This window comes from Vibrio sp. Vb2131 (assembly GCF_033338535.1).
GTDB lineage: Bacteria > Pseudomonadota > Gammaproteobacteria > Enterobacterales > Vibrionaceae > Vibrio > Vibrio alginolyticus.
The window spans coordinates 387,036-406,177 of the sequence record NZ_JAWOSW010000001.1 but is presented as its reverse complement, the minus strand read 5'-3'; the positions used below and the strand labels follow the sequence as shown (position 1 = coordinate 406,177).

The following is a 19,142-nucleotide window of genomic DNA, read 5'->3' as shown; positions in this document are numbered from 1 at the left end:
CACTTAAATCGCAATACAACCTAGCGGTCAGATGGATGGTTAACGCCATCCATCACTTCAATCGCTCCCAACTCATATGGGTTGACGCCCTCTAAGCAGCCGACATTATAGCCATACTCACTCGGGTCAGAACGACGCTGATGGTGCGTATAAATACCGCACTCGCCACAGAAAAAGTGCTTCGCAGTGTGTGTATTAAATTGATACTGCTTCAAGACGTCTTCGCCTTGCATAATACGAATACCGTTCAAAGGTACAGATGCGACAATCGCGCCACGACGTCGACACATAGAACAGTCACACCGTCTCGGTTTCTCAATACCATTGGGTAACGCCAGTTCCAGCTCAACTTTTCCACAGTGGCAACTCAGTCGATGTAATGTGTTGATTTGGGTGTTGCCAACTTTCTTAATCATAACTTTTCCTTGTTGTTTTTCTATCTGTGTACATTATGTTAAACAGGTTAATATCATCATAATCTCGTCCAAAAACTCGACATCCATCACTTTTCGCGACATTTTATTGGCCGATTTGTTAGTTGCTATTTTGGCGACTGTCTATCGCGTCCGTGAGACGTGTTATCTCCGGCGCGGTTTTTAAACCAAGGAAATTAATTTATGGACAAAGATCATAGCCTAAGAGAGAACCTCTTGGCTCTGACGCTCGGCAGTGCGTTGGTGTCACTTGGGGTGATATTTTTTAGCAAAGTAGGATTGCTCACTGGCGGTACGGCTGGTTTGGCGATCTTCCTAACCAAAGTGAGTGACTTCAGTTTTGGTCAGATATTTTTCGCTCTTAACCTCCCTTTTTATATTTTATCTGTGATGCGCATGGGTTGGCGCTTCACTATCAATACCTTTATTGCGGTTTCGATTGTCTCTTTTGCGGTCGATCATCTGCATCATGTGATTGAGATTTCACGAATCGAACCTTTCTATGCGGCACTTTTGGGTGGTGGACTGATTGGAATCGGTATGTTGGTAATTTTCCGTCACAAAATGAGTTTGGGTGGCTTTAACATTCTAGCGTTGTACCTTCAGGAACGTTTTGGAGTTCGAGCGGGTAAAGTTCAAATGGCGTTAGATTGTGCCATCGTGGTGATGTCACTGTTCATTGTAGATGTGCACCTTATCGCTCTATCTGTTCTAGGTGCCATCGCAACAAACTTGATTTTGGCGATGAACCATAAACCAGGACGATACCAAGCAAAGGCGCAAGCAGCATAATCATCGCTGCATAGTCAACAACCCTAAAGCCCCCAGCCAGTCGCTCGGGGCTTTTTTCATTCTACGCTAAGATCACGTCAACGAGCTCGTTTTGCAGTGCTGCTGCATCTCTTCATCCAATTTAGCTTTATATTTCTGGCTAAGATGGAAGTGTACTTGCATCAGCAAGTCATGTGCGTGGAACAGCTCAAGCGCGTCGCTACCATGTTGCTGACAAATATCTTCACAGCGCTCAGCATGCACTTTGGCTTCTTGCGGTTTATCCGCTTTAAGCAAGCTCATAGCTAAGCGATACTCTGCGCGCTCTTCTTGCATCCAACCCCCTGCCACTTTCCAATAGTCTAGCGCGAGTGTCGCTGCTTCTAGCATCTTCGATTTTTCCATGCACGTGCGCTCAGCCAGCGCTTCGTACTGACATGCTAAGTTGTTCGCAGTGATCGCGATAGCGCGCGCTAATGGCCCTTCTGCATCGTTCGGCGTCATTCCTAACGCTGCCTTCACCAACCATTGACTCGCCAGTTCAAGCTGAACAAGTGCAGAAAGTTCATTCGAAATCAAAGCGTAAACTCGGCGTTGTTCTTGCTCTTCCAATAATTCCATATTGTCAGTGCCATCTACGAAGTAGCGCGCAACGGCAATACTGCGTTGAAATGCCAAACTCTCGGCAACCTTGCGTTCATCAAAGTGATCTAAACAAGTAAGAAACTGTTCTGGGCTCTGGAGATGCCCAATAGCGGTATGCAGCATCAATGCGAATATTCGCTCGATTTAGGTAACGTCTTCCACCTCGCTCAGAGCCGTTTCTAGCTGAGCATAAATTTGTTCGGGATTTTCCTCGTGATGCTGCCAACACTCACTCATGAAGGCATCAAAATCCGTTTTGAAAGGCATGTCCTTATTGTCCTTTTTCTATTCGTATAACGAATATGAAACTCTACACTATCGTTACCCCTGTGTAGCACGCTTAATCCCAATATGAGAATCGCCTCACTTAAAGCGGTGTACCTTGCTCCAGCGCGAGCAAACGTTGCTTGCGCTCCACTCCACCTGCATACCCAGTCAGTTTTCCGCTTTTGCCAATAACGCGATGACAAGGCACCACGATAGAAATCGGATTCTTCCCGTTTGCTAACCCAACAGCACGCACAGCTTTAGGGTTACCTATCGCATTCGCGAGATCTTGATAGCTCCACGTTTCCCCATATGGAATGGTCGTTAGTGCCTGCCAAACTTGATTTTGAAAATCAGTGCCTGTCGCTGCAAGGGGCAAGTCGAATTCGTTGCGCAGACCAGCAAAGTATTCATCCAGTTGGGTGACAGCTTGGCGCAAGACCGGATGCTGCTCGTCTCGCACCCCCAGCTCACTCGGCTTAGTGGTGCATGTTTCAAACCAAATGCCAAGTAAGCCCTCAGCGTTCGATTGGATAGTCACCGTTCCTAGTGGACTCGGCATTTCGGTATAAAATGTTTTCATGATTGATTCCATAAGTGAAACGTCGCGTAGCTTCCCCAAGGGGCCGCAGTGTGCGTATTCAGTGATGGGTAACGCTGCATCGCCTTTTTCACCACTAAGTCTTTATCTAGAAAGCAATCGGGTTGAGATTGCCCTCGCAGTTGAGCATAACTGACGGTCCAAGGTCCAATGCCTTTCAAAGCTAGCCACTGCTGGGGGTCAGCTTCTGAGTTGTCCTGCATAAACTGGGCGAAGCGCACTAGCGTCTCTTTACGGCTTTGCGGCATGCGCAAAAAGCTCACGTCGGCGTTCGCAATATCACTGGGAGTCGGGAAAAAACGTTTTTCTGACTCTCCACTAAGTGTGGCCACCAATAAGTTAAGTTGACCAATCGCAGCTTTAACCGACACTTGCTGGCCTAAAATCGCTCTAACCCCTGCTTCCCATGCATTCCATACACCAGGAATACGAATACCTTTACTCGACACGAGCCCAGGCGCAACATACTCCAAATGCTGCTCAACAGTACAAATATCAGCGTCAAGATCGAACATACGACGAATGTCAGACACCAAGTTTTGCAGCTTCGTTACGTCTTCAATTTCAAACGCCAGTTCTAAGTATCCTTCACCTTTTGTCGCTTTAAACCAGGCTTTGCTGTTATCCAAAAAAACGTTGCGCTGATAACTCTCATCCCTCACCTGCTCGACCCCCTCAACCGCTCGTAAACGATAGAAGTCCAACATGTGCGACCAATTCAACTCACCTCGATAAGGTAAGGCAATTCGATTGCAACCCGCACCATCAAACTCTTTACGGCGCACTTGAGAAGGCGTTAGTTTGAGAAACTTTTGAAAAGCATCGTTAAAGCGGCGCGTACTGTTAAAACCTGACGCAAACCCCACGTCGGTGACCGACATAGAGCTGGAGTGAAGCAACTGTTTGGCGAACATTAGTTGCTGATATTGCGCATACTGCTTGGGTGACATACCTAGATACTGCTCAAACAACATACGTAAGTAACGGTCAGAAATCCCAACACGCTCAGCCAACTCAGACACCGAATGGTGATGCAACTCCCCTCTATCAATTAACGAAATCGCTCGTTGAAAGGTCGTCTCGACACCTTTCCATGCCCAAGATCCAGGCGCGCTGTCAGGTCGACAACGTAAACACGGACGGTACCCTGCTTGAAGGGCTTGCGTCTTATCAGCGAAATACTCAACATTTTCTTCTTTAGGCAAATTTGCCGGGCAAATCGGACGACAAAAGATTCCCGTTGTTTTTACCGCCACATAAAATCGCCCATCAAAACGACTGTCTCGCGCGACTCGTGCCTTGTGACACTGCTCGAAGGTCAGTGAGGTATGGGGGTGAATAAACATAGTGCTTTCCTTGCTCATGCCTTTTGTCATTTATTGTTCATAGGCATCGTTCAATATAGTGTTATTGTAGCTTGCTTAAGCGCCCACAATTAGCCATTTTCGGAACTCAATATTGAGATTTATTGGCATTAGCGCTTTTGTACACTAAAGTTAGATCCAGAACATCACAACAACGTCGGCTAAAGGGAATTGGCATGGACTTACATACTTGCGTAATTGTATTAAGAAACCAAAAGGTTATTACCAGTAAATCCGTAGATCATTCTATTGGAATTATCGAACGAGACTCAGATAACGAGATCTCAGAAATTCAGATTAATGCGACGGATGGACGTAATATTCGAACTTATCACTACAACAATGTAGAGGAGTCATTAGAGAGCTTAATGAACCTCTGACGGTTTTCTTTAACACACCTTTCTCCCTTGTTAAAAGCGAAAGCAATAGAGCACAGTACATGTGCTCTTTTTTTTGTTTAACAGCAAAAATGTTTATCGAAAATAATGACAGACCTTGATTTAAAACAGACAATAATCGACAAATAAACACCCGAATATAAAAATCAAGACATTGATTTAAATAAATAAAGACCAATCATTCAATTTTTTAGAACGAGTTTATCAAAATCCTCCCGTTATTTTTATGTTCGCCTCTACCTAAACTGTTCTCAACAGCACGGGAGCACACGCTTCCCACTCATTGAAAAGAGTCAGAGGACAGAATCATGAAAGCACTATTACAGAAAATTACCACGTCAAACGCAGGTTACAGCGCACTATCACTTCGCGTTCCAATCGGCATTATCTTTATGGCGCACGGCGCACAAAAACTGTTTGGCTGGTTTGGTGGCTACGGCCTAGAAGGCACAGGTCAGTGGATGGCATCTATCGGTTTAGGTCCTGGCGTACTCATGGCGTTACTTGCGGGCAGCGCAGAGTTCTTTGGCGGCTTGTTCATTTTACTTGGTCTGCTAACTCGACCAGCAGCGGTTGCTTTGGCGTTCACGATGGTGGTAGCGATATTCTCTGTCCACTTTGAGAATGGCCTGTTCATGGCAAACAACGGTTACGAGTTTGGCTTAGCATTACTGGCAGCAAGCGTTTCTCTGGCGTTCTCTGGCGCAGGTAAAGCAGCGTTAGATAACTTTTTAAACAAAAAGCTCTCTTAAGGAGGCCTTATGATTACGGTAAGACATGCAGCAGACCGAGGTCGAGCAAACTTTGGCTGGCTTGATAGCAAACATACGTTTTCTTTTGGTAGCTACTACGATCCTCAACATATGGGCTTTTCTGAGCTGAGAGTCATTAATGACGATGTAGTCAAGCCTGGCGCGGGTTTTGATACACATGGCCACCGTGATATGGAGATCATCAGCTATGTGTTGGAAGGTGTTATCGCACACAAAGACAGTGAAGGTAACGTCAAAACACTACCTGCAGGTGAATTCCAACTCATGTCGGCAGGGAAAGGGATTTACCACAGTGAGTACAATGCGTCGAACCAAGATACGCTGCGGTTTCTACAGATTTGGATTCAACCAAACGCATTTGGAACCAAACCAGGTTATCAGCAAAAAGATTTTGGGCGCAATCCTGGGTTAACGGCTATCGCAACTCCAACTGGAGAAAACGGCACGCTACTTATTAAGCAAGATGCGACTTTGCATCAGTTAATTCTTGAGCCAAGTAGCGAACTAAACTTTGAGATTGAGTCGGGCCGAAATCTATTCATCCATCAAGTGACAGGCAGCCTTAGTGTCGACAATACCACTTTGACGGCTGGCGACGGCGCGAAGATTGAACACCAAAGTAAGGTTGTTTTGCGCAATACATCAAACGAAAGCACAACAGCCCTGTTGTTTGACTTACCATAACTATCGATTCATCGAGATAAAAACAAAGCCGCCTTGATTTCTCAAGGCGGCTTTTTCGTTTTTCTGACTTTTCATTCAACGCTATTCGTCGGAAGTGCCAGAACCAATTTGCTGAAAACTGTAAGCGGTCAGTGGATCGATCTCTTTGACAATTTCTTCCACTTGCTTAATCGCGTCTACAGACGAGCTAGCTTTACGATAGCTCAAATAAATAGGGCGACACCAATCTTCTACTCCAGACACCTTGTGAAGCTGCCCATTAGCGATAAATGGCTCCACGAGAGAGATTGGTAAGTACGCGGCTCCACCCTTCTCTAAAATAAAGTCCAATGCGATACGCGCTGTTGAAGTGCGTAAATATGGAGCCGGAATCTTAGGGTGACGTTCAGAATGCTCTGAGGAGAAACGCGTCCCCCAGTCAACGTACACATATTTGTTTTCGAAAACGGTGTCTAAAGAATCTTTCTCAGTTGATACCAGAACGAGAACAACATCTGCCACTTTTTTACAGTTAAGCTCATCAGCTTTGATCTGATCGAACGCAAATGCCATATCTAACGTGCGCTCTAGCAAGCTACGACTGAGCATCTCACGTCCCATCACTTCTGCCATGAAGCCATAACCACCAAACGAATCTGTGACGACACTTAAACAATTCTGTAAATAAGCGTCCCAAATGTTTGGCGTGCCACCTAACGTTAGTTGCAGCGCTTTGCCATCTTCAAGCGATAATTCTAGCTTCGCTTGTTGCAATGTAGTGACCATTACCTCGGCATAGCTGATTAAGCGCTCACCTGCAGAGGTCAACTTTATGTTATTTCGATCACGAATAAACAATTGCGTATCGAAGTAACTTTCCAATTGTTTGATACGTGCGCTCACAGCGGCTTGGGTAATATAAAGGTTCTCAGCAGCACGTCCGAAGTGACGAACTCTTGCCAGCTCTAAAAATGTTCGAAAGACTTTTACATCCATAAACCATCTCCTGGTTAATATAAAACCAGATTAACAACTAATTAAAATCATGACGACAAAAAAGTTTTGTTTTTCTTTTGTTAGATTTAAGCCTAATTTTCGCCGTAAGTTCACTACATTCATCAATAACGGTTACAGAGGCTGTTGACATGTCTGACACTGAATTCCGTCATGGCAAAAAACGTTTTTACGATAACGTAAAATTCCCACGCGGCTTTGCAAAGTCTGGCGATTTTACTCTTTCAGAAGAGGAAATCCTAACAATTTATGGGGATACAATGCTTGGCTTAGAGTCAGGCGAATTAACACCTGAAAACAGCGAAGAGAAACACTTCATCAAGGTGTTAGAAAACCCGGGCAAAGCAAAAACAAAACTTGAGCGTACGTGGCTAAAGTACACCCAACTTGCTCGTGGTCGCAAGCGCTTCCATACGCTAAATGGTCGTAACAAGCCTGACGCCACAGAAGAATACATTGAAGAGAGTTTGGTTGAAGACGATTAATAACCAATAACCTAGTTCTCGCCTTTTTCTAGCAGTAGGCGAAAGCTCGTTTGACTTTACTGAGCGAGCAAGACAAGCTCATTTCTTCTCCTAAAGCCCAAGGGGGCATTCTCCCAAGGGCTTTTTTAATATTTGGGTGATGACCGTTTACTTGGCGAGCGTCGCAATCTTTTTCAGAAAGCTCTCTTTCAAATGCACTTGGTCATATTCCAAGTGATAGGTGTTGTGGAAGCCAATTTTTAGCTCAACACCATTCCCTCTCAAGAAAACGTTGTACCCATCGTAGTCAGAAAACGCTTCTACACCTTCATACATTTTACCAAATTCGGTTGGCGTACCGTTGTTCATCACACATTCGTAAGCCTGTAGTACTTTGCTCGGATCTAACTCATTTTTCATACCGAATTCCTCACTGGTTTACACATTTCAATTATGGTTAAAGAATGAGCGCCATGCCATATCTAACCCATAATATTTGAAGTTCTTGTGCGATTTCGCACTCTGTAGGTTGTTAAAAAACAAGGTTAAGTGCGAAGGCAGAACTTAATTTAGATCATAAATTTTATCTATTGATTCGTCAGTTTCATAATGCAATTTCTTTGTGAAAAATCGTCTTATAAAAGCATTTAGATATAAAAATCGTCGACAAAACCAACATTGGTTAAAGAAAAAGCAAAATTTTGACCTAAAACAATAGCAGTTCGCCATTACTTATTTTATAATGCGAATTAATGTTTCAGTACATCGTCAATTCCAATAACTAGGGGCACAAAATGAGACTTATCCCGTTAACTCGAGCAGCACAAGTAGGTAAGTGGGCAGCTGCGCATATCGCTAAGCGTATCAACGACTTTAAACCTACTGCTGAGCGTCCATTCGTTCTGGGTCTACCAACTGGTGGCACTCCTCTAGCAACCTACAAAGCCCTAATCGAGCTTTACCAAGCCGGCGAAGTCAGCTTCAAAAACGTCGTGACTTTTAACATGGATGAGTACATTGGCATCCCTGCGGATCACCCAGAATCTTACCGCTCGTTCATGTACAACAACTTCTTTAATCACATTGATATTCAAGAAGAAAACATCAACCTACTGAACGGTAACACAGACGATCACGACGCAGAATGTAAGCGTTACGAAGACAAAATTAAGTCTTACGGCAAGATCAACCTGTTCATGGGCGGCGTGGGTAACGACGGTCACATCGCGTTCAACGAGCCAGCGTCATCTCTTTCTTCTCGTACTCGCATCAAGACCCTCACTGAAGACACTCGCATTGCGAACTCTCGCTTCTTTGACGGCGATATCAACCAAGTGCCTAAATACGCGCTGACTATCGGTGTTGGTACGCTTCTAGACTCAGAAGAAGTGATGATCTTGGTCACTGGCCATAACAAAGCTCAGGCACTTGAAGCAGCCGTGGAAGGTTGTGTAAACCACCTATGGACAGTTTCTGCTCTTCAACTTCACCCTAAAGCGGTGATCGTATGCGACGAACCAGCTCAACAAGAACTGAAAGTGAAGACAGTGAAGTACTTCTCTGAGCTAGAAGCAGAAAACATCAAAGGCTTTTAACCCATAGGATGGCAGCCTAGAAACACACTAAAAATACAAAACCCGTGTTGAACACGGGTTTTTTCTTATCTGAACAGCGGGCTTAAGTCGTCAATAAGCTTTAATACCAAACTGACGAAGACGCTTAGGAAGCACTTCATCCAACTTGTCTAGTTCACTCGGTTCGACTTCGATAAGATTGAAATGATGCTGCTCATAAACAGTACGAATGGTCTCACGGTCGGCCTGAGCCATCTCCCCATCGTCACTTCCCCAAAATTGCAAATAGACTTTGCCACCTGGCAAGTAAAAATCGCTAGTGACATCTTGGTCAATCGGCAACTGACGCTCATAAGCGTGCACAACACCAGCCAAGTACAGCCAGTTGTCGATGAGCAACTCCCCCTTAGAGCGCACGTAATGCCCATCTAATGTTCGGTGCTTGGCTTCAAATTTTTGGCGAAAGCTTGAGTACGATTTATCCGTAGAATGTGACTCCGCGTCTTGCCCTAAAAACTCAATGACAGACTGCTTAAGACGCTTGTTACGCAGCACCACATCGTGCCATACGACAAAGGTATTTTGTGTTTCTTTATCGGTTCTTTGCTGCCCACCAGCGCGCACACCAGCTTCTGTGACACTCCATCCCTCTTCGGATTTGGTCAACCAACCCAGTTCACTCAAAAGCTGGTTCATGCGCTTCGCATTCAATTTCAGCTTTTCACCCAGTTGTGTCGCGCTCAATGTTTTCCCTGAGCTGGGAGTCAGCTCAATATGTAAGTTGGTCGGCCAGACGATGAACTGGCCAAATTTAGGGTGATCCACATACTCACCGCCAAACTTTGCCCCTTCTTCGGTCAAAATCCACTTTTCATCTTGGCGAACGATGTAGCCTGCACGTTTGAGATCGGCAAACAGCAGCTTAGCTTCTACCTTGCGCATTTTCGCTAATGCCGACGTCGATATTTTTTCAGACATGTGGGTACCTCATGCTGCTGCAAAATTGAACACTATGTCGTCATAGTAACGCATTGATTTCACGGCTTGAAGTCAGGCAAACAAGATTTCGTGTTACAAATAGCAAAGCCAGCGTATAGGTGCTGGCTTTGTTATTTCGGTAAGAAAGCGAATGTTATCGAATAAAAGCGATGCATCCTTGCAAAATCACTAAATTCACAATGTCGATGAAGAATGCACCGACAATTGGAACCACCATAAATGCTTGTGGTGATGGACCATATCGACTCACGATGGAGCCCATATTCATGACCGCAGTCGGTGTAGCACCTAACCCAAAACCGCAGTGTCCGCTAGCGATCACCGCCGCATCGTAGTTGCCTCCCATCATGCGGAATGTTACGTAGTAAGTGAACATCGCCAACACTGCCGACTGAATAGCAAGAATAATAAGGAATGGGATCGCAAGATCGAAAATATTCCACAATTTCAAACTCATCAAGGCCATGGCAAGAAATAGAGATAGTGCAACCGTGCCAAGAATATCAACGGTTTCTAAATCAACCTTGCGCGCCTTCGTCACTTCCATGATGTTAGTGATAACAACACCAATAAACAGCGCATACACAAAATCGGGAATCATTAACCACTTGATGTCAAAACTGCTTACCCAACTCTCCAGATACTTCGCGCCTGTCACGCAAAGTAGAATGATGGACAAGCTTTCAACGACTCTTTTCGCTGTGACGCGATCTTCCTCATGTTCGTTGTACGTCACCAGTTCAGGGAAACTCTGATGACTTTGATTGGTGCGTCCGTATTCCGATTCCAAGTTGTGTTTGTTTAGTAGCTTTTGTGCAACAGGGCTGCCAATAATCCCGCCCATCACCAAGCCAAATGTAGCAGAAGCCATTGCCACCTCTAGAACATTATGCAAACCATACATTTCTTGAAAAGTTTGGGACCACGCAGCTCCAGTTCCATGTCCGCCAGAAAGCGTAATGGATCCGGCGATCAACCCCATGAGTGGATCTAACCCCAACGCTGTTGCTAAGGACACACCGACCGCATTTTGGATAAGAATGTAGACCGATGCCACAACTAGGAAGATGAAAACCTTCGCACCGCCTTTAATCAGTTGGGTGTAATTTGCCGCTAAGCCAACGGTTGCAAAAAACATCAGCATAAAAACGTTTTGCAGTGGTAAATCAAAGGATACATCCACACCGTTTAAGTGCATCGTCGTGATTACGCAAGCGACCACTAGACCACCAACAATTGGCTCTGGAATATTAAATTTTTTTAAGGTTGGTAACTTGGTATTGATGAACTGCCCTAAAAACAACACGCAAATTGCGACAAGGAACGACTCCTGTGGGCCGATAGATATTACCTGATTCATGAGACCTCTTTACTCTACTCTTTCTCATTCATTGAGCACGCGCTCAACGTGAGATAGGTGCCTAAGCCAGTCAGATTGCCTCTCGAAACTTTTGTTTTCTAGGCCTCTTTGACCATTGATTCTCATCAAGTAAGAAATAGGCAGAGCTAAAATTATGCTAATTATCATTCAGTGAGAATATTCATTTAGAACAGGCGATAAGTGTATTAATGGGAAGAGAAAAACAACACTTCTCAACTTATGAGAAGCAATTAATTTCCATATAAAACAAAACCTCAAAACAACGACCACATAGGTGGATATTTAGAGCGAATGAGACAGGCGGATACACTAGGTTTTAAATTATTACTTTCTCTCTAATGCACTAGGTGTTATACATATATATAACACCATCTCAACCAAGAGATTCACTCATGACTAATTGGCATGATCGCCAACCGATATTTCGACAGTTGGCAGACCAGATCACGCAGCAAATACTGCAAGGTGTCTGGCAAGAAGGCGATGCTCTGCCCTCCGTCCGTAGCATCTCTGCAGATATGAAAATTAACCACCTCACCGTTATGAAAGGCTATCAATTGCTTGTTGATGACGGGCTAGTGGAGAAAAAACGCGGTCAAGGTATGTTTGTCGCTTCAGGAGCAAAGCTCAAATTACTCGCAGACGAGAAGGCACGTTTTCTTCAGCAACAAATTCCGCAGATAGCCGACACAATACAGCGTCTGGATATGTCACTCGACGAATTCATTCAACAACTAAAACCACACTTGAAAGGTGACCAATGAGCGCATTAGTCAGTGTAAACAACGTCTCCAAGCAATATCAGCAACAAGGAGAAGCACTGCATGAAGTGAGTTTCGACCTACATGCAGGACAAGTACTTGGCTTACTCGGCCATAATGGCGCAGGTAAATCAACGCTTATTAATGCCCTACTCGGTGCACATGAATATCAGGGCACTATTCGTATCAACGGATTTGAACCCATTATGCAACGCGACAAGATAATGCAGAGCTTATCCTACATCTCGGATGTCAACGTTCTGCCAGATTGGATGACCGTTGCTCAACTGCTTAACTATACCGAGGGCGTGCACCCAGGGTTCAATCGCGCCCAAGCAGATACGCTACTTCGTCAAACGGACATCAAACCTCGTGCGCGTATCAAATCTTTATCCAAAGGGATGAAGGTGCAATTACACCTCGCGATTGTGATCGCGACCAACACCCAAATCCTCATATTGGATGAACCGACACTCGGGTTAGATCTCGTGTATCGCGAGACGTTTTATCGTCACTTATTGGAATGGTTTCACGACGGCGAGCGCGTGTTGATCATCGCCAGTCATGAAGTATCAGAGATTGAGCACTTGCTGACAGATGTTCTGATTCTTAAGCATGGTCGCCCCGTTCTGCAAACCTCGATGGACAGTATCAGTGAAGACTATTTCATTCTTGAAGCCAACGACGAGCACCGCACACAAATTGAAGCGATGAACCCACTCTCGTCACAAAAAGGCCTCGGTTCAACGAAATGGTTACTCAAAGCCCAGTATGCCCAACAAGCAGAAACAATGGGTTCCATCCATGGGGTGAAGTTAGCGGATCTATTTTTAGCATTGCAGAAGGAGGCAGAGTAATGCGTTCAGTTGTCGCGATGTTGCAAAAAGAGTGGTTAGAAAACCCTCTTGTTTTACGTATTCCACTGTTTGTGTTGGCGTGTGGAGTTATTCTCTTTGTGAGTTTGATGAGTAACGACACTCTACAACACAATATGTTTTTCCAAATGAGCTTTGGTGGCGATGTCAGTGACATTCACAAAGAGCTTGGTGATGATGTCAATATGTTGATTACCGGAGGAGCAGGGCTGCTGTCTATCTTGTTAGCCGTTCAGTACTTCCCAAGAACGCTACGCAAAGAACGGGCGGAAGGCAGCATTATGTTTTGGCGCAGTATGCCTGTCAGTGACATAAAAACCCATTTAGTGAAGCTAGGATTTGGCTTATTGGTGATTCCGCTCGTCTGCTCGGTGCTCGTACTCGCTGCAAATTTAATGTTGTGGTTGCTGAACATCTCTACTGATCACCAATTGGCTTTATTGTACCGCCAAGCCTCGTTAGGTTACGTGCTGCTGCATTGGGGAGAGTTTTTAATCAGAATGTTGTTCGCCGGTATTCTGCTGTTACCGCTGGCATTAACTGCGATGGCTATTTCACAAAAAGTGAACTCACCACTGGTCATTTTGTTTATCGCCATTTATGCGCTGCGTTGGATGCCTATCGCACTTTTTGGTTTCTACGGACTAGATCAGTTTTTCTCCGAAGTGCTTTACCTTCCGCTGCACGCCATTATTACTCCAAACCCATTCAATGCCATTCCTCAAGCGGGTTGGTTAAACGTCGGCATTTACGCCTTCATTGGTATTCTTGGTTGGACAGCTAGCCTCAAGTTCAGCCGAACTATCCAATAATTTTTCGTTCAATAAACGACCAAACCAAGTCATAAAAAAACGGTCACAACCAGTGTTGTGACCGTTTTTATTTCGCCTCTAGGAGCTCATCCACTTAACTTTAACCAAGGAATGAAATGTAGCCTTGCAAGATAATTAAGTTGACGATGTCGATAAAGAAAGCCCCCACAATTGGCACCACCATAAATGCCTGCGGCGACGGGCCAAATCGGTTAACGATAGAGCCCATGTTCATCACGGCTGTTGGGGTTGCCCCCAAGCCAAAACCACAGTGACCACCCGCAATAACCGCAGCGTCATAGTTGCTTCCCATCACTTTGAACGTAACGTAGTAAGTGAAGATAGCTAAGACCACAGACTGCACAGCTAAAATGACCAAGAATGGAATCGCTAAGTCAAAGATATTCCATAACTTCAAGCTCATTAATGCCATCGCCAAGAACAATGACAAAGAAACGGTACCGAGCATATCGACGGTTTCTGCATCTAACTTACGAAGCTTGGTCACCTCCAAGAAGTTCGTGATGATCACACCAATGAACAGCGCATATACAAAGTCTGGAATCATCAACCATGAGATTTCATACGTGCTAACCCATTGCTCAACATACTTCGCCCCAGTAACACAGATCAGTAGGAAGAAGAGTTTCTCAACCACTTTTTTCGCCGTTACTTTATCTTCTTCATATTCGTTGTAGGTCACCAACTCAGGGAATTTTTCGTGAGTTTTGGCATCTCGACCACCACGACCATACTCCGATTCAATGCTGTTTTTTTCTACGAGGCGCTGCGCTACAGGGCTACCAATGATACCGCCGATGATCAAACCAAAAGTCGCTGATGCCATTGCAATTTCTAAGACGTTATCCAATCCATACACGTCTTGAAAGGTTTGTGACCACGCAGCACCTGTACCATGACCACCTGACAGAGTAATCGAGCCAGCAATTAACCCCATCAAAGGATCTAAACCGAGCGCCGCCGCGAGTGAAACGCCAACGCCGTTTTGTATGATGATGTAAAACGATGCGACAGCTAAGAAGATAAAAACCTTCGCACCTCCTTTCATCAACTGAGTGTAATTTGCGGCCAAACCAACCGTCGCAAAAAACATTAACATAAACGTATTTTGTAATGGCAAGTCGAACTCTAAGTCGATGCCGTTGAAATGAAGAGCAGTAATCATGCAGGCCACAATAAGACCACCTACAATCGGCTCAGGTATGTTGAATTTCTTTAAAATCGGTAGCTTAGCATTAATAAAATGCCCCAGGAAAAGCACACTGATTGCGACCAAGAAGGACTCCAGTGCACCTACAGATATTAAATGATTCATATCGCCTCTTATTATTGTTCTCTTCATTCTCCGTAATGAATGAGTGTTAGTTTAACCTTCGTTCAATAGCAAATTTTCTCGCTTTATTGTTTCGAAAATACTCAAAAAGTTGGTGTAGATGCGCCTTAGGCTAGTTTAAGGGGCGCTCCTTAAGCGATGTGTCAGTTTTTACGCTGTTAGCAAGCCCTTAAATGTGAAAGGAGCTGTATCAGCTCCTTCAAATGGCCCCTCGCAATACCTGTGCGTTATCGCTTGGGGTGTCGTGTTGTGAGTAAATTCTGGGTGACACTTTCTGAACCACTTCGGGCTCCCTTACTTAAACAGAATGTGTCAATTACTATCAAACAAAGTTCCTTCCCGTTGTAACCGCTAAACGCCGAGAGCGCGTTCAAAACAATTGGGTTTGCCTGTTCCTGTCGTAGCTTTTCAACTCTGGCTCATGGTGTATAAACGAGCCGAATCCAAGGAAACTCTCAGGCTGCAACAAACGTTTTCGTTACAACGGAGCAGGATTATAACATATCGCTGATAATTTTCTTCAATTCAGTGACATTCACCAACCCCATGGTTAAACCTTGCAATGATTAACTGCCTATTATCATTTTTACAGATAAAGATCGAAGCACAGTTACTCAGTAAGCTTCTTAGAATACGATGCATAGCTAATAACTTCACCGCCGTTCTTATCCAAGAGGTCTTGATAAACGCCCTAGACAACCAAGCAGCCGAAATATGCGATGTTATCATGATTGCTTTTCGAGACCGACGTCCCGACTTTGGCTAATGAGTACAACCCCAACTATGCATCAGGCAAAAACATGTATAATTTTTTATACAAGTTATTCAATAACAAGAGTCCCACATGAACATTCATTCGCTTTGCGCTGCGCTATTACTCAGCGTCGTCTCATCAGCTACAGCAGCTGAAAACATTCGTATTCAATATTCTCCCGTAGAGACAACTCATGAAAAAATCGCCCAACAATCGATTCAAAGCAGCGATGTAAACACCATCTTTGCTGAGCTATCTCAGGCCTACTTTCCATTTGATAAAGCTCTCACGCTGGTTTACGGCGGAGAAGATGGTCCAATGTATGACCCTGATACACACACAATATACGTTCCTTACACTTTTTATTTGGAGTCGCTCAATTACTTCTCCAATAATCAGTATGAAGAACGCTTCGGAAAATCCCCAAAAACAGGGGCGCTAGATACGTTATTGCACACTTTACTTCATGAAGCTGGACATGCTTACATCGAAGATCAAAGCATCCCTGTTCTCGGAAAAGAAGAAGATGCGGTCGATAATTTTGCCACTATTTTAATGATTGACTTCCTAGAAGATGGCGCAGATATGGCCATTAGCGCCGCCGACATGTTCGCATTCGAATCCGACGACAGACCGGACTACTACGATTTTGGCGAGTACATTGACGAACACAGCTTTGATTTGCAGCGTTACTTTTCAACGTTATGTCTGGTGTACGGTAGTGATCCTGAGCAATACAAAGCCTTACTCGATGAAGTAGAAAAAGACTACCTGCGTGATCGCAAAGAGTTCTGCCAATTCAATTACGGCAACATTCGCGACAATTGGCTGCATTACTTGCAAAACAATGAACCAAAAGAAAATTCGCCACGTAAAAGCGATTAGAAAATCTCAAACAAGAAAACCGCAATGACAAAACTCACCATATTTTAGCCCGCTTTGTGCCAAAGAGATGAAGGCGCTAAAACAACGCGATGCCAAGCAGCAAATCAAAACCGTCGATATCTATAGTGATGCATTCGCAGATTATCCTCAGATCGATCCTGAACAAGCCGACACCATTTTGCACGCCCTCAACGAAAAGGGGGAGCTTCTGCTTGGGTTGGACGTGACTCATCGTGCGTGGCAATTAGTTGGTCGCGGTTGGCTCTACGCTCCACTGCGTTGGCGCCTCGTTAAACCTGTTGCTGACTGGCTTTACCTGAAATTCGCAAAGAATAGGTATCGCGTCTCATATTGGTTAACGGGGACTTCTCGTTGCAATAGTGGGTCGTGTTCACGTTAATTGTGATCCCGCTTAAAAATGCTACGACCTTCGTCTAGATTTACAAATTTCCAGTACTTCTGATTGAGTAACTCGGTTAATCTCTAAGCATTACAACAATAAGTATTAACACTTTTATCAGGCAAGCTTATTCAGCTTGTCACTTGTAACGCTGCGCCGAGAGAAGGACGTCTCTATGAATCTGACGATCAGAAAACGACTATATATCCTTTCAATAATTCCAATTCTAACTATGGCAATAGGCATGATGTGGTTCACCTACGTACAAACCACGGCCTACAACGAGCACGAGATTGAGCAAACTCGAAGTCGAATGATGGAGATGAAAAAAGCCGAACTCAAAAGTTACGTACAAATGGCGCGTTCCGCTGTCGAGCCGCTACTCGCACAAAATGCCCCACTGGAAGAGGCTCTGCCTATCTTGAAACAACTAGAGTTTGGTCAATCCGGCTACATCTTTGGTTATGATTCAAAAGGCGTTCGCGTCGTGGTGGGTAAAAACACCAAAGGCATCGGGGAAAACTTCTATAACTTGCAGGACAAGAAAGGCAATTACCTGATTCAGGATTTGCTAAAAAATGCCAAAACTGGTGAGTTCACGACTTATTACTTCCCGAAACTCGGTCAGAGTGAAGCACTACCGAAACTGAGCTACTCAGTCTTTATTCCTGAATGGGACTTGATGTTGGGAACGGGTTTCTACACGGACGATATCGACGCCATTGTGGCAGACATGGAAAAAGCCGCACACGAAGATCTCAACACCACACTAACTGCGATAGCCCTGTTTTGTGCCTCGATTACAGCGATAGTTGCAGTCTTTGCCGTGTTTGTTAACCGCAGCATCATGAAGCCTATTGAGCAGTTTGATGCTTCAATTCACTCTTTCGCGCAAGGCGATGCAGATTTAACCGCGCGCATGGAAGAATCGAGCGTGCCGGAGTTCACCCAACTTAGCCGTAACTTCAATATCTTCGTTGAAAGCCTGCAAGGCATCATTAAGAGCGTTAGCCACGTAGGACAAGAAGTGGTTTCAGAGACCAACGAGATGTCACAGCGTGCATCGCAAGTGGATGAATTAGCTTCTGGTCAACGTGAAGAGACCGAACAAGTCGCTGCGGCAATGACCGAGATGACAGCAACGGCGCACGAGATTTCAAACAACGCTAACCAAGCAGCGCAATCAGCCAGAGACGCCGATGAAAACTCACAACAAGCAAAACACATTGTTGATTCAGCAGCGAACTCTGTCGAAGCACTCGCGCTAGAGGTGTCGGAAGCCAGCACGGTGATTTCTCGTTTAGAGAGCGACGTAAAAAACATTTCTTCTTCTCTGGAAGTGATTCAGGATATAGCCGAGCAAACTAACCTATTGGCACTGAACGCAGCCATTGAAGCAGCCCGTGCAGGCGAACAAGGTCGCGGCTTCGCAGTCGTTGCCGATGAGGTTCGTAAACTGGCGAGTCGCACTCAAGACAGCACAGGCGAAATTCACCAAATGATTGAGCAATTGAAGTCTGGCTCGGATGCAGCAGTGAAAGCCATGGGTTCAAGCCAAGCGCGCGGTGAAGCAACGGTTGAAGAAGCACGAGCAGCCTCTGCCGCACTGCAAGAAATCCAAGCCGCAATTGCTAACATCATGGACATGAACACCTTGATCGCAACGGCAACCGAAGAGCAAAGCCAAGTTGGGCAAGAGATTTCACAACGCATCGAAGTGATCTCTCAACAAAGCAGTCAGTCGGCAAGCCTTGCGAATCAAAACCGTGCAGGCAGTGGCAACCTTAACCACAAAGCCAACGAACTGTACGACTTGGTCGGTCGCTTTACGGTCTAGAGCTTTCCTCAAACACTCAACATGCAAACAGCGACGCCAAAACGTCGCTGTTTTTATTTCTGCTATCATAATGCGACTTAGCTATAATGCCGCCAACTTAGCTCCCATAAGGGCAA

Annotated in this window: 19 protein-coding genes and 2 pseudogenes; 12 read left to right on the top strand and 9 right to left on the bottom strand. The window is 44.9% G+C overall.

Translation table 11 applies throughout. The annotated features are described in order from the left end of the window. Positions 1-20: 20 nt before the first annotated feature. Positions 21-416, bottom strand: coding sequence for a GFA family protein (locus R7E38_RS01770; protein ID WP_053308033.1), 396 nt, complete (start codon positions 414-416; stop codon positions 21-23). A gap of 201 nt (positions 417-617) precedes the next feature. On the opposite strand from R7E38_RS01770, the gene R7E38_RS01765 reads away from it, so the two are divergent. Next, positions 618-1,226 carry a YitT family protein gene (locus R7E38_RS01765; RefSeq protein ID WP_005374427.1) on the top strand — a complete coding sequence of 203 codons (609 nt, stop codon included), beginning with the start codon at positions 618-620 and terminating at the stop codon, positions 1,224-1,226. Between the two features lie 72 nt (positions 1,227-1,298). Here R7E38_RS01765 and R7E38_RS01760 read toward each other — a convergent pair. From R7E38_RS01760 to R7E38_RS01750, 3 genes and pseudogenes are all read right to left on the bottom strand, one after another. Next, positions 1,299-2,117 (bottom strand): annotated as a pseudogene (locus R7E38_RS01760) (hypothetical protein). Between the two features lie 100 nt (positions 2,118-2,217). Further along, positions 2,218-2,700, bottom strand: coding sequence for a methylated-DNA--[protein]-cysteine S-methyltransferase (locus tag R7E38_RS01755; RefSeq protein ID WP_005374431.1), 483 nt, complete (start codon positions 2,698-2,700; stop codon positions 2,218-2,220). Continuing rightward, entirely contained in the window at positions 2,697-4,064 is a 1,368-nt protein-coding gene (locus R7E38_RS01750) for an AlkA N-terminal domain-containing protein (protein WP_226082678.1), read from the bottom strand. Before R7E38_RS01750 ends, R7E38_RS01755 begins: the two co-directional genes overlap by 4 nt. Positions 4,065-4,258: 194 nt before the next feature. On the opposite strand from R7E38_RS01750, the gene R7E38_RS01745 reads away from it, so the two are divergent. The 3 genes from R7E38_RS01745 (at position 4,259) to R7E38_RS01735 (ending at position 5,937) form a co-directional block, all read left to right on the top strand. Further along, positions 4,259-4,462, top strand: coding sequence for a hypothetical protein (locus tag R7E38_RS01745; RefSeq protein WP_017633816.1), 204 nt, complete (start codon positions 4,259-4,261; stop codon positions 4,460-4,462). Between the two features lie 326 nt (positions 4,463-4,788). Further along, positions 4,789-5,232, top strand: coding sequence for a DoxX family protein (locus R7E38_RS01740; protein ID WP_005374434.1), 444 nt, complete (start codon positions 4,789-4,791; stop codon positions 5,230-5,232). 9 nt (positions 5,233-5,241) lie between these two features. Then, positions 5,242-5,937 (top strand): pirin family protein, encoded by a 696-nt coding sequence (locus R7E38_RS01735; RefSeq protein WP_226082680.1) that lies wholly within the window; start codon positions 5,242-5,244, stop codon positions 5,935-5,937. Positions 5,938-6,018: 81 nt separating this feature from the next. Here R7E38_RS01735 and R7E38_RS01730 read toward each other — a convergent pair whose 3' ends face one another. Further along, positions 6,019-6,912, bottom strand: a complete 894-nt coding sequence (locus R7E38_RS01730) for a LysR family transcriptional regulator (RefSeq protein ID WP_005374436.1) — start codon at positions 6,910-6,912, stop codon at positions 6,019-6,021. A gap of 149 nt (positions 6,913-7,061) precedes the next feature. On the opposite strand from R7E38_RS01730, the gene R7E38_RS01725 reads away from it, so the two are divergent. Continuing rightward, positions 7,062-7,415 carry a DUF413 domain-containing protein gene (locus R7E38_RS01725; protein ID WP_005374439.1) on the top strand — a complete coding sequence of 118 codons (354 nt, stop codon included), beginning with the start codon at positions 7,062-7,064 and terminating at the stop codon, positions 7,413-7,415. A gap of 147 nt (positions 7,416-7,562) precedes the next feature. Here R7E38_RS01725 and R7E38_RS01720 read toward each other — a convergent pair whose 3' ends face one another. Further along, the gene (locus R7E38_RS01720; protein ID WP_226082681.1) at positions 7,563-7,814 is read right to left on the bottom strand and encodes a DUF3081 domain-containing protein; all 252 of its coding nucleotides are present in this window, start codon (positions 7,812-7,814) and stop codon (positions 7,563-7,565) included. 374 nt (positions 7,815-8,188) lie between these two features. Here R7E38_RS01720 and nagB point away from each other — a divergent pair, with 374 nt between their 5' ends. Then, positions 8,189-8,989: a glucosamine-6-phosphate deaminase gene (nagB, locus tag R7E38_RS01715; protein WP_005374441.1), complete on the top strand. Its 801-nt coding sequence runs from the start codon at positions 8,189-8,191 to the stop codon at positions 8,987-8,989. Between the two features lie 90 nt (positions 8,990-9,079). Here nagB and R7E38_RS01710 read toward each other — a convergent pair whose 3' ends face one another. Together R7E38_RS01710 and gltS (R7E38_RS01705) are read right to left on the bottom strand one after the other, a co-directional pair. After that, the gene (locus R7E38_RS01710; protein WP_005374442.1) at positions 9,080-9,946 is read right to left on the bottom strand and encodes a hypothetical protein; all 867 of its coding nucleotides are present in this window, start codon (positions 9,944-9,946) and stop codon (positions 9,080-9,082) included. A 154-nt stretch (positions 9,947-10,100) separates the two neighbouring features. Then, positions 10,101-11,327 carry a sodium/glutamate symporter gene (gltS, locus tag R7E38_RS01705; protein ID WP_005374443.1) on the bottom strand — a complete coding sequence of 409 codons (1,227 nt, stop codon included), beginning with the start codon at positions 11,325-11,327 and terminating at the stop codon, positions 10,101-10,103. Between the two features lie 413 nt (positions 11,328-11,740). On the opposite strand from gltS (R7E38_RS01705), the gene R7E38_RS01700 reads away from it, so the two are divergent. The 3 genes from R7E38_RS01700 to R7E38_RS01690 are packed head-to-tail and all read left to right on the top strand — an operon-like array spanning position 11,741 to position 13,796. Next, on the top strand, positions 11,741-12,112 hold the full coding sequence (locus tag R7E38_RS01700; RefSeq protein ID WP_005374444.1) for a GntR family transcriptional regulator: 372 nt from the start codon (positions 11,741-11,743) through the stop codon (positions 12,110-12,112). Next, positions 12,109-12,966: an ABC transporter ATP-binding protein gene (locus R7E38_RS01695; RefSeq protein ID WP_149191669.1), complete on the top strand. Its 858-nt coding sequence runs from the start codon at positions 12,109-12,111 to the stop codon at positions 12,964-12,966. The genes R7E38_RS01700 and R7E38_RS01695 overlap by 4 nt, the downstream gene beginning before the upstream one ends. Further along, entirely contained in the window at positions 12,966-13,796 is an 831-nt protein-coding gene (locus R7E38_RS01690; RefSeq protein ID WP_054576512.1) for a hypothetical protein, read from the top strand. The genes R7E38_RS01695 and R7E38_RS01690 overlap by 1 nt, the downstream gene beginning before the upstream one ends. Positions 13,797-13,896: 100 nt before the next feature. Here the strand turns inward: R7E38_RS01690 and gltS (R7E38_RS01685) are convergent, their stop codons facing one another. Continuing rightward, a complete protein-coding gene (gene gltS / locus R7E38_RS01685; RefSeq protein WP_005392050.1) occupies positions 13,897-15,132 on the bottom strand; it encodes a sodium/glutamate symporter in 1,236 nt (411 codons plus the stop codon). An 862-nt stretch (positions 15,133-15,994) separates the two neighbouring features. Between gltS (R7E38_RS01685) and R7E38_RS01680 the strand changes: the two genes are divergently transcribed. From R7E38_RS01680 to R7E38_RS01670, 3 genes and pseudogenes are all read left to right on the top strand, one after another. Then, a complete protein-coding gene (locus tag R7E38_RS01680) occupies positions 15,995-16,789 on the top strand; it encodes a DUF4344 domain-containing metallopeptidase (RefSeq protein WP_005383215.1) in 795 nt (264 codons plus the stop codon). Positions 16,790-16,813: 24 nt separating this feature from the next. Continuing rightward, a pseudogene (locus R7E38_RS01675) lies at positions 16,814-17,189 on the top strand (thiol-disulfide oxidoreductase DCC family protein). A gap of 175 nt (positions 17,190-17,364) precedes the next feature. Further along, positions 17,365-19,026, top strand: coding sequence for a methyl-accepting chemotaxis protein (locus R7E38_RS01670; protein ID WP_226082682.1), 1,662 nt, complete (start codon positions 17,365-17,367; stop codon positions 19,024-19,026). Positions 19,027-19,142 lie beyond the last annotated feature (116 nt).

What these genes read in the sequence shown, in the direction of transcription:
- R7E38_RS01770 (WP_053308033.1), bottom strand. Translation starts at nt 416, where the DNA reads ATGATTAAGAAAGTTGGCAACACCCAAATCAACACATTACATCGACTG.
- R7E38_RS01765 (WP_005374427.1), top strand. Translation starts at nt 618, where the DNA reads ATGGACAAAGATCATAGCCTAAGAGAGAACCTCTTGGCTCTGACGCTC.
- R7E38_RS01755 (WP_005374431.1), bottom strand. Translation starts at nt 2,700, where the DNA reads ATGAAAACATTTTATACCGAAATGCCGAGTCCACTAGGAACGGTGACT.
- R7E38_RS01750 (WP_226082678.1), bottom strand. Translation starts at nt 4,064, where the DNA reads ATGTTTATTCACCCCCATACCTCACTGACCTTCGAGCAGTGTCACAAG.
- R7E38_RS01745 (WP_017633816.1), top strand. Translation starts at nt 4,259, where the DNA reads ATGGACTTACATACTTGCGTAATTGTATTAAGAAACCAAAAGGTTATT.
- R7E38_RS01740 (WP_005374434.1), top strand. Translation starts at nt 4,789, where the DNA reads ATGAAAGCACTATTACAGAAAATTACCACGTCAAACGCAGGTTACAGC.
- R7E38_RS01735 (WP_226082680.1), top strand. Translation starts at nt 5,242, where the DNA reads ATGATTACGGTAAGACATGCAGCAGACCGAGGTCGAGCAAACTTTGGC.
- R7E38_RS01730 (WP_005374436.1), bottom strand. Translation starts at nt 6,912, where the DNA reads ATGGATGTAAAAGTCTTTCGAACATTTTTAGAGCTGGCAAGAGTTCGT.
- R7E38_RS01725 (WP_005374439.1), top strand. Translation starts at nt 7,062, where the DNA reads ATGTCTGACACTGAATTCCGTCATGGCAAAAAACGTTTTTACGATAAC.
- R7E38_RS01720 (WP_226082681.1), bottom strand. Translation starts at nt 7,814, where the DNA reads ATGAAAAATGAGTTAGATCCGAGCAAAGTACTACAGGCTTACGAATGT.
- nagB (WP_005374441.1), top strand. Translation starts at nt 8,189, where the DNA reads ATGAGACTTATCCCGTTAACTCGAGCAGCACAAGTAGGTAAGTGGGCA.
- R7E38_RS01710 (WP_005374442.1), bottom strand. Translation starts at nt 9,946, where the DNA reads ATGTCTGAAAAAATATCGACGTCGGCATTAGCGAAAATGCGCAAGGTA.
- gltS (WP_005374443.1), bottom strand. Translation starts at nt 11,327, where the DNA reads ATGAATCAGGTAATATCTATCGGCCCACAGGAGTCGTTCCTTGTCGCA.
- R7E38_RS01700 (WP_005374444.1), top strand. Translation starts at nt 11,741, where the DNA reads ATGACTAATTGGCATGATCGCCAACCGATATTTCGACAGTTGGCAGAC.
- R7E38_RS01695 (WP_149191669.1), top strand. Translation starts at nt 12,109, where the DNA reads ATGAGCGCATTAGTCAGTGTAAACAACGTCTCCAAGCAATATCAGCAA.
- R7E38_RS01690 (WP_054576512.1), top strand. Translation starts at nt 12,966, where the DNA reads ATGCGTTCAGTTGTCGCGATGTTGCAAAAAGAGTGGTTAGAAAACCCT.
- gltS (WP_005392050.1), bottom strand. Translation starts at nt 15,132, where the DNA reads ATGAATCATTTAATATCTGTAGGTGCACTGGAGTCCTTCTTGGTCGCA.
- R7E38_RS01680 (WP_005383215.1), top strand. Translation starts at nt 15,995, where the DNA reads ATGAACATTCATTCGCTTTGCGCTGCGCTATTACTCAGCGTCGTCTCA.
- R7E38_RS01670 (WP_226082682.1), top strand. Translation starts at nt 17,365, where the DNA reads ATGAATCTGACGATCAGAAAACGACTATATATCCTTTCAATAATTCCA.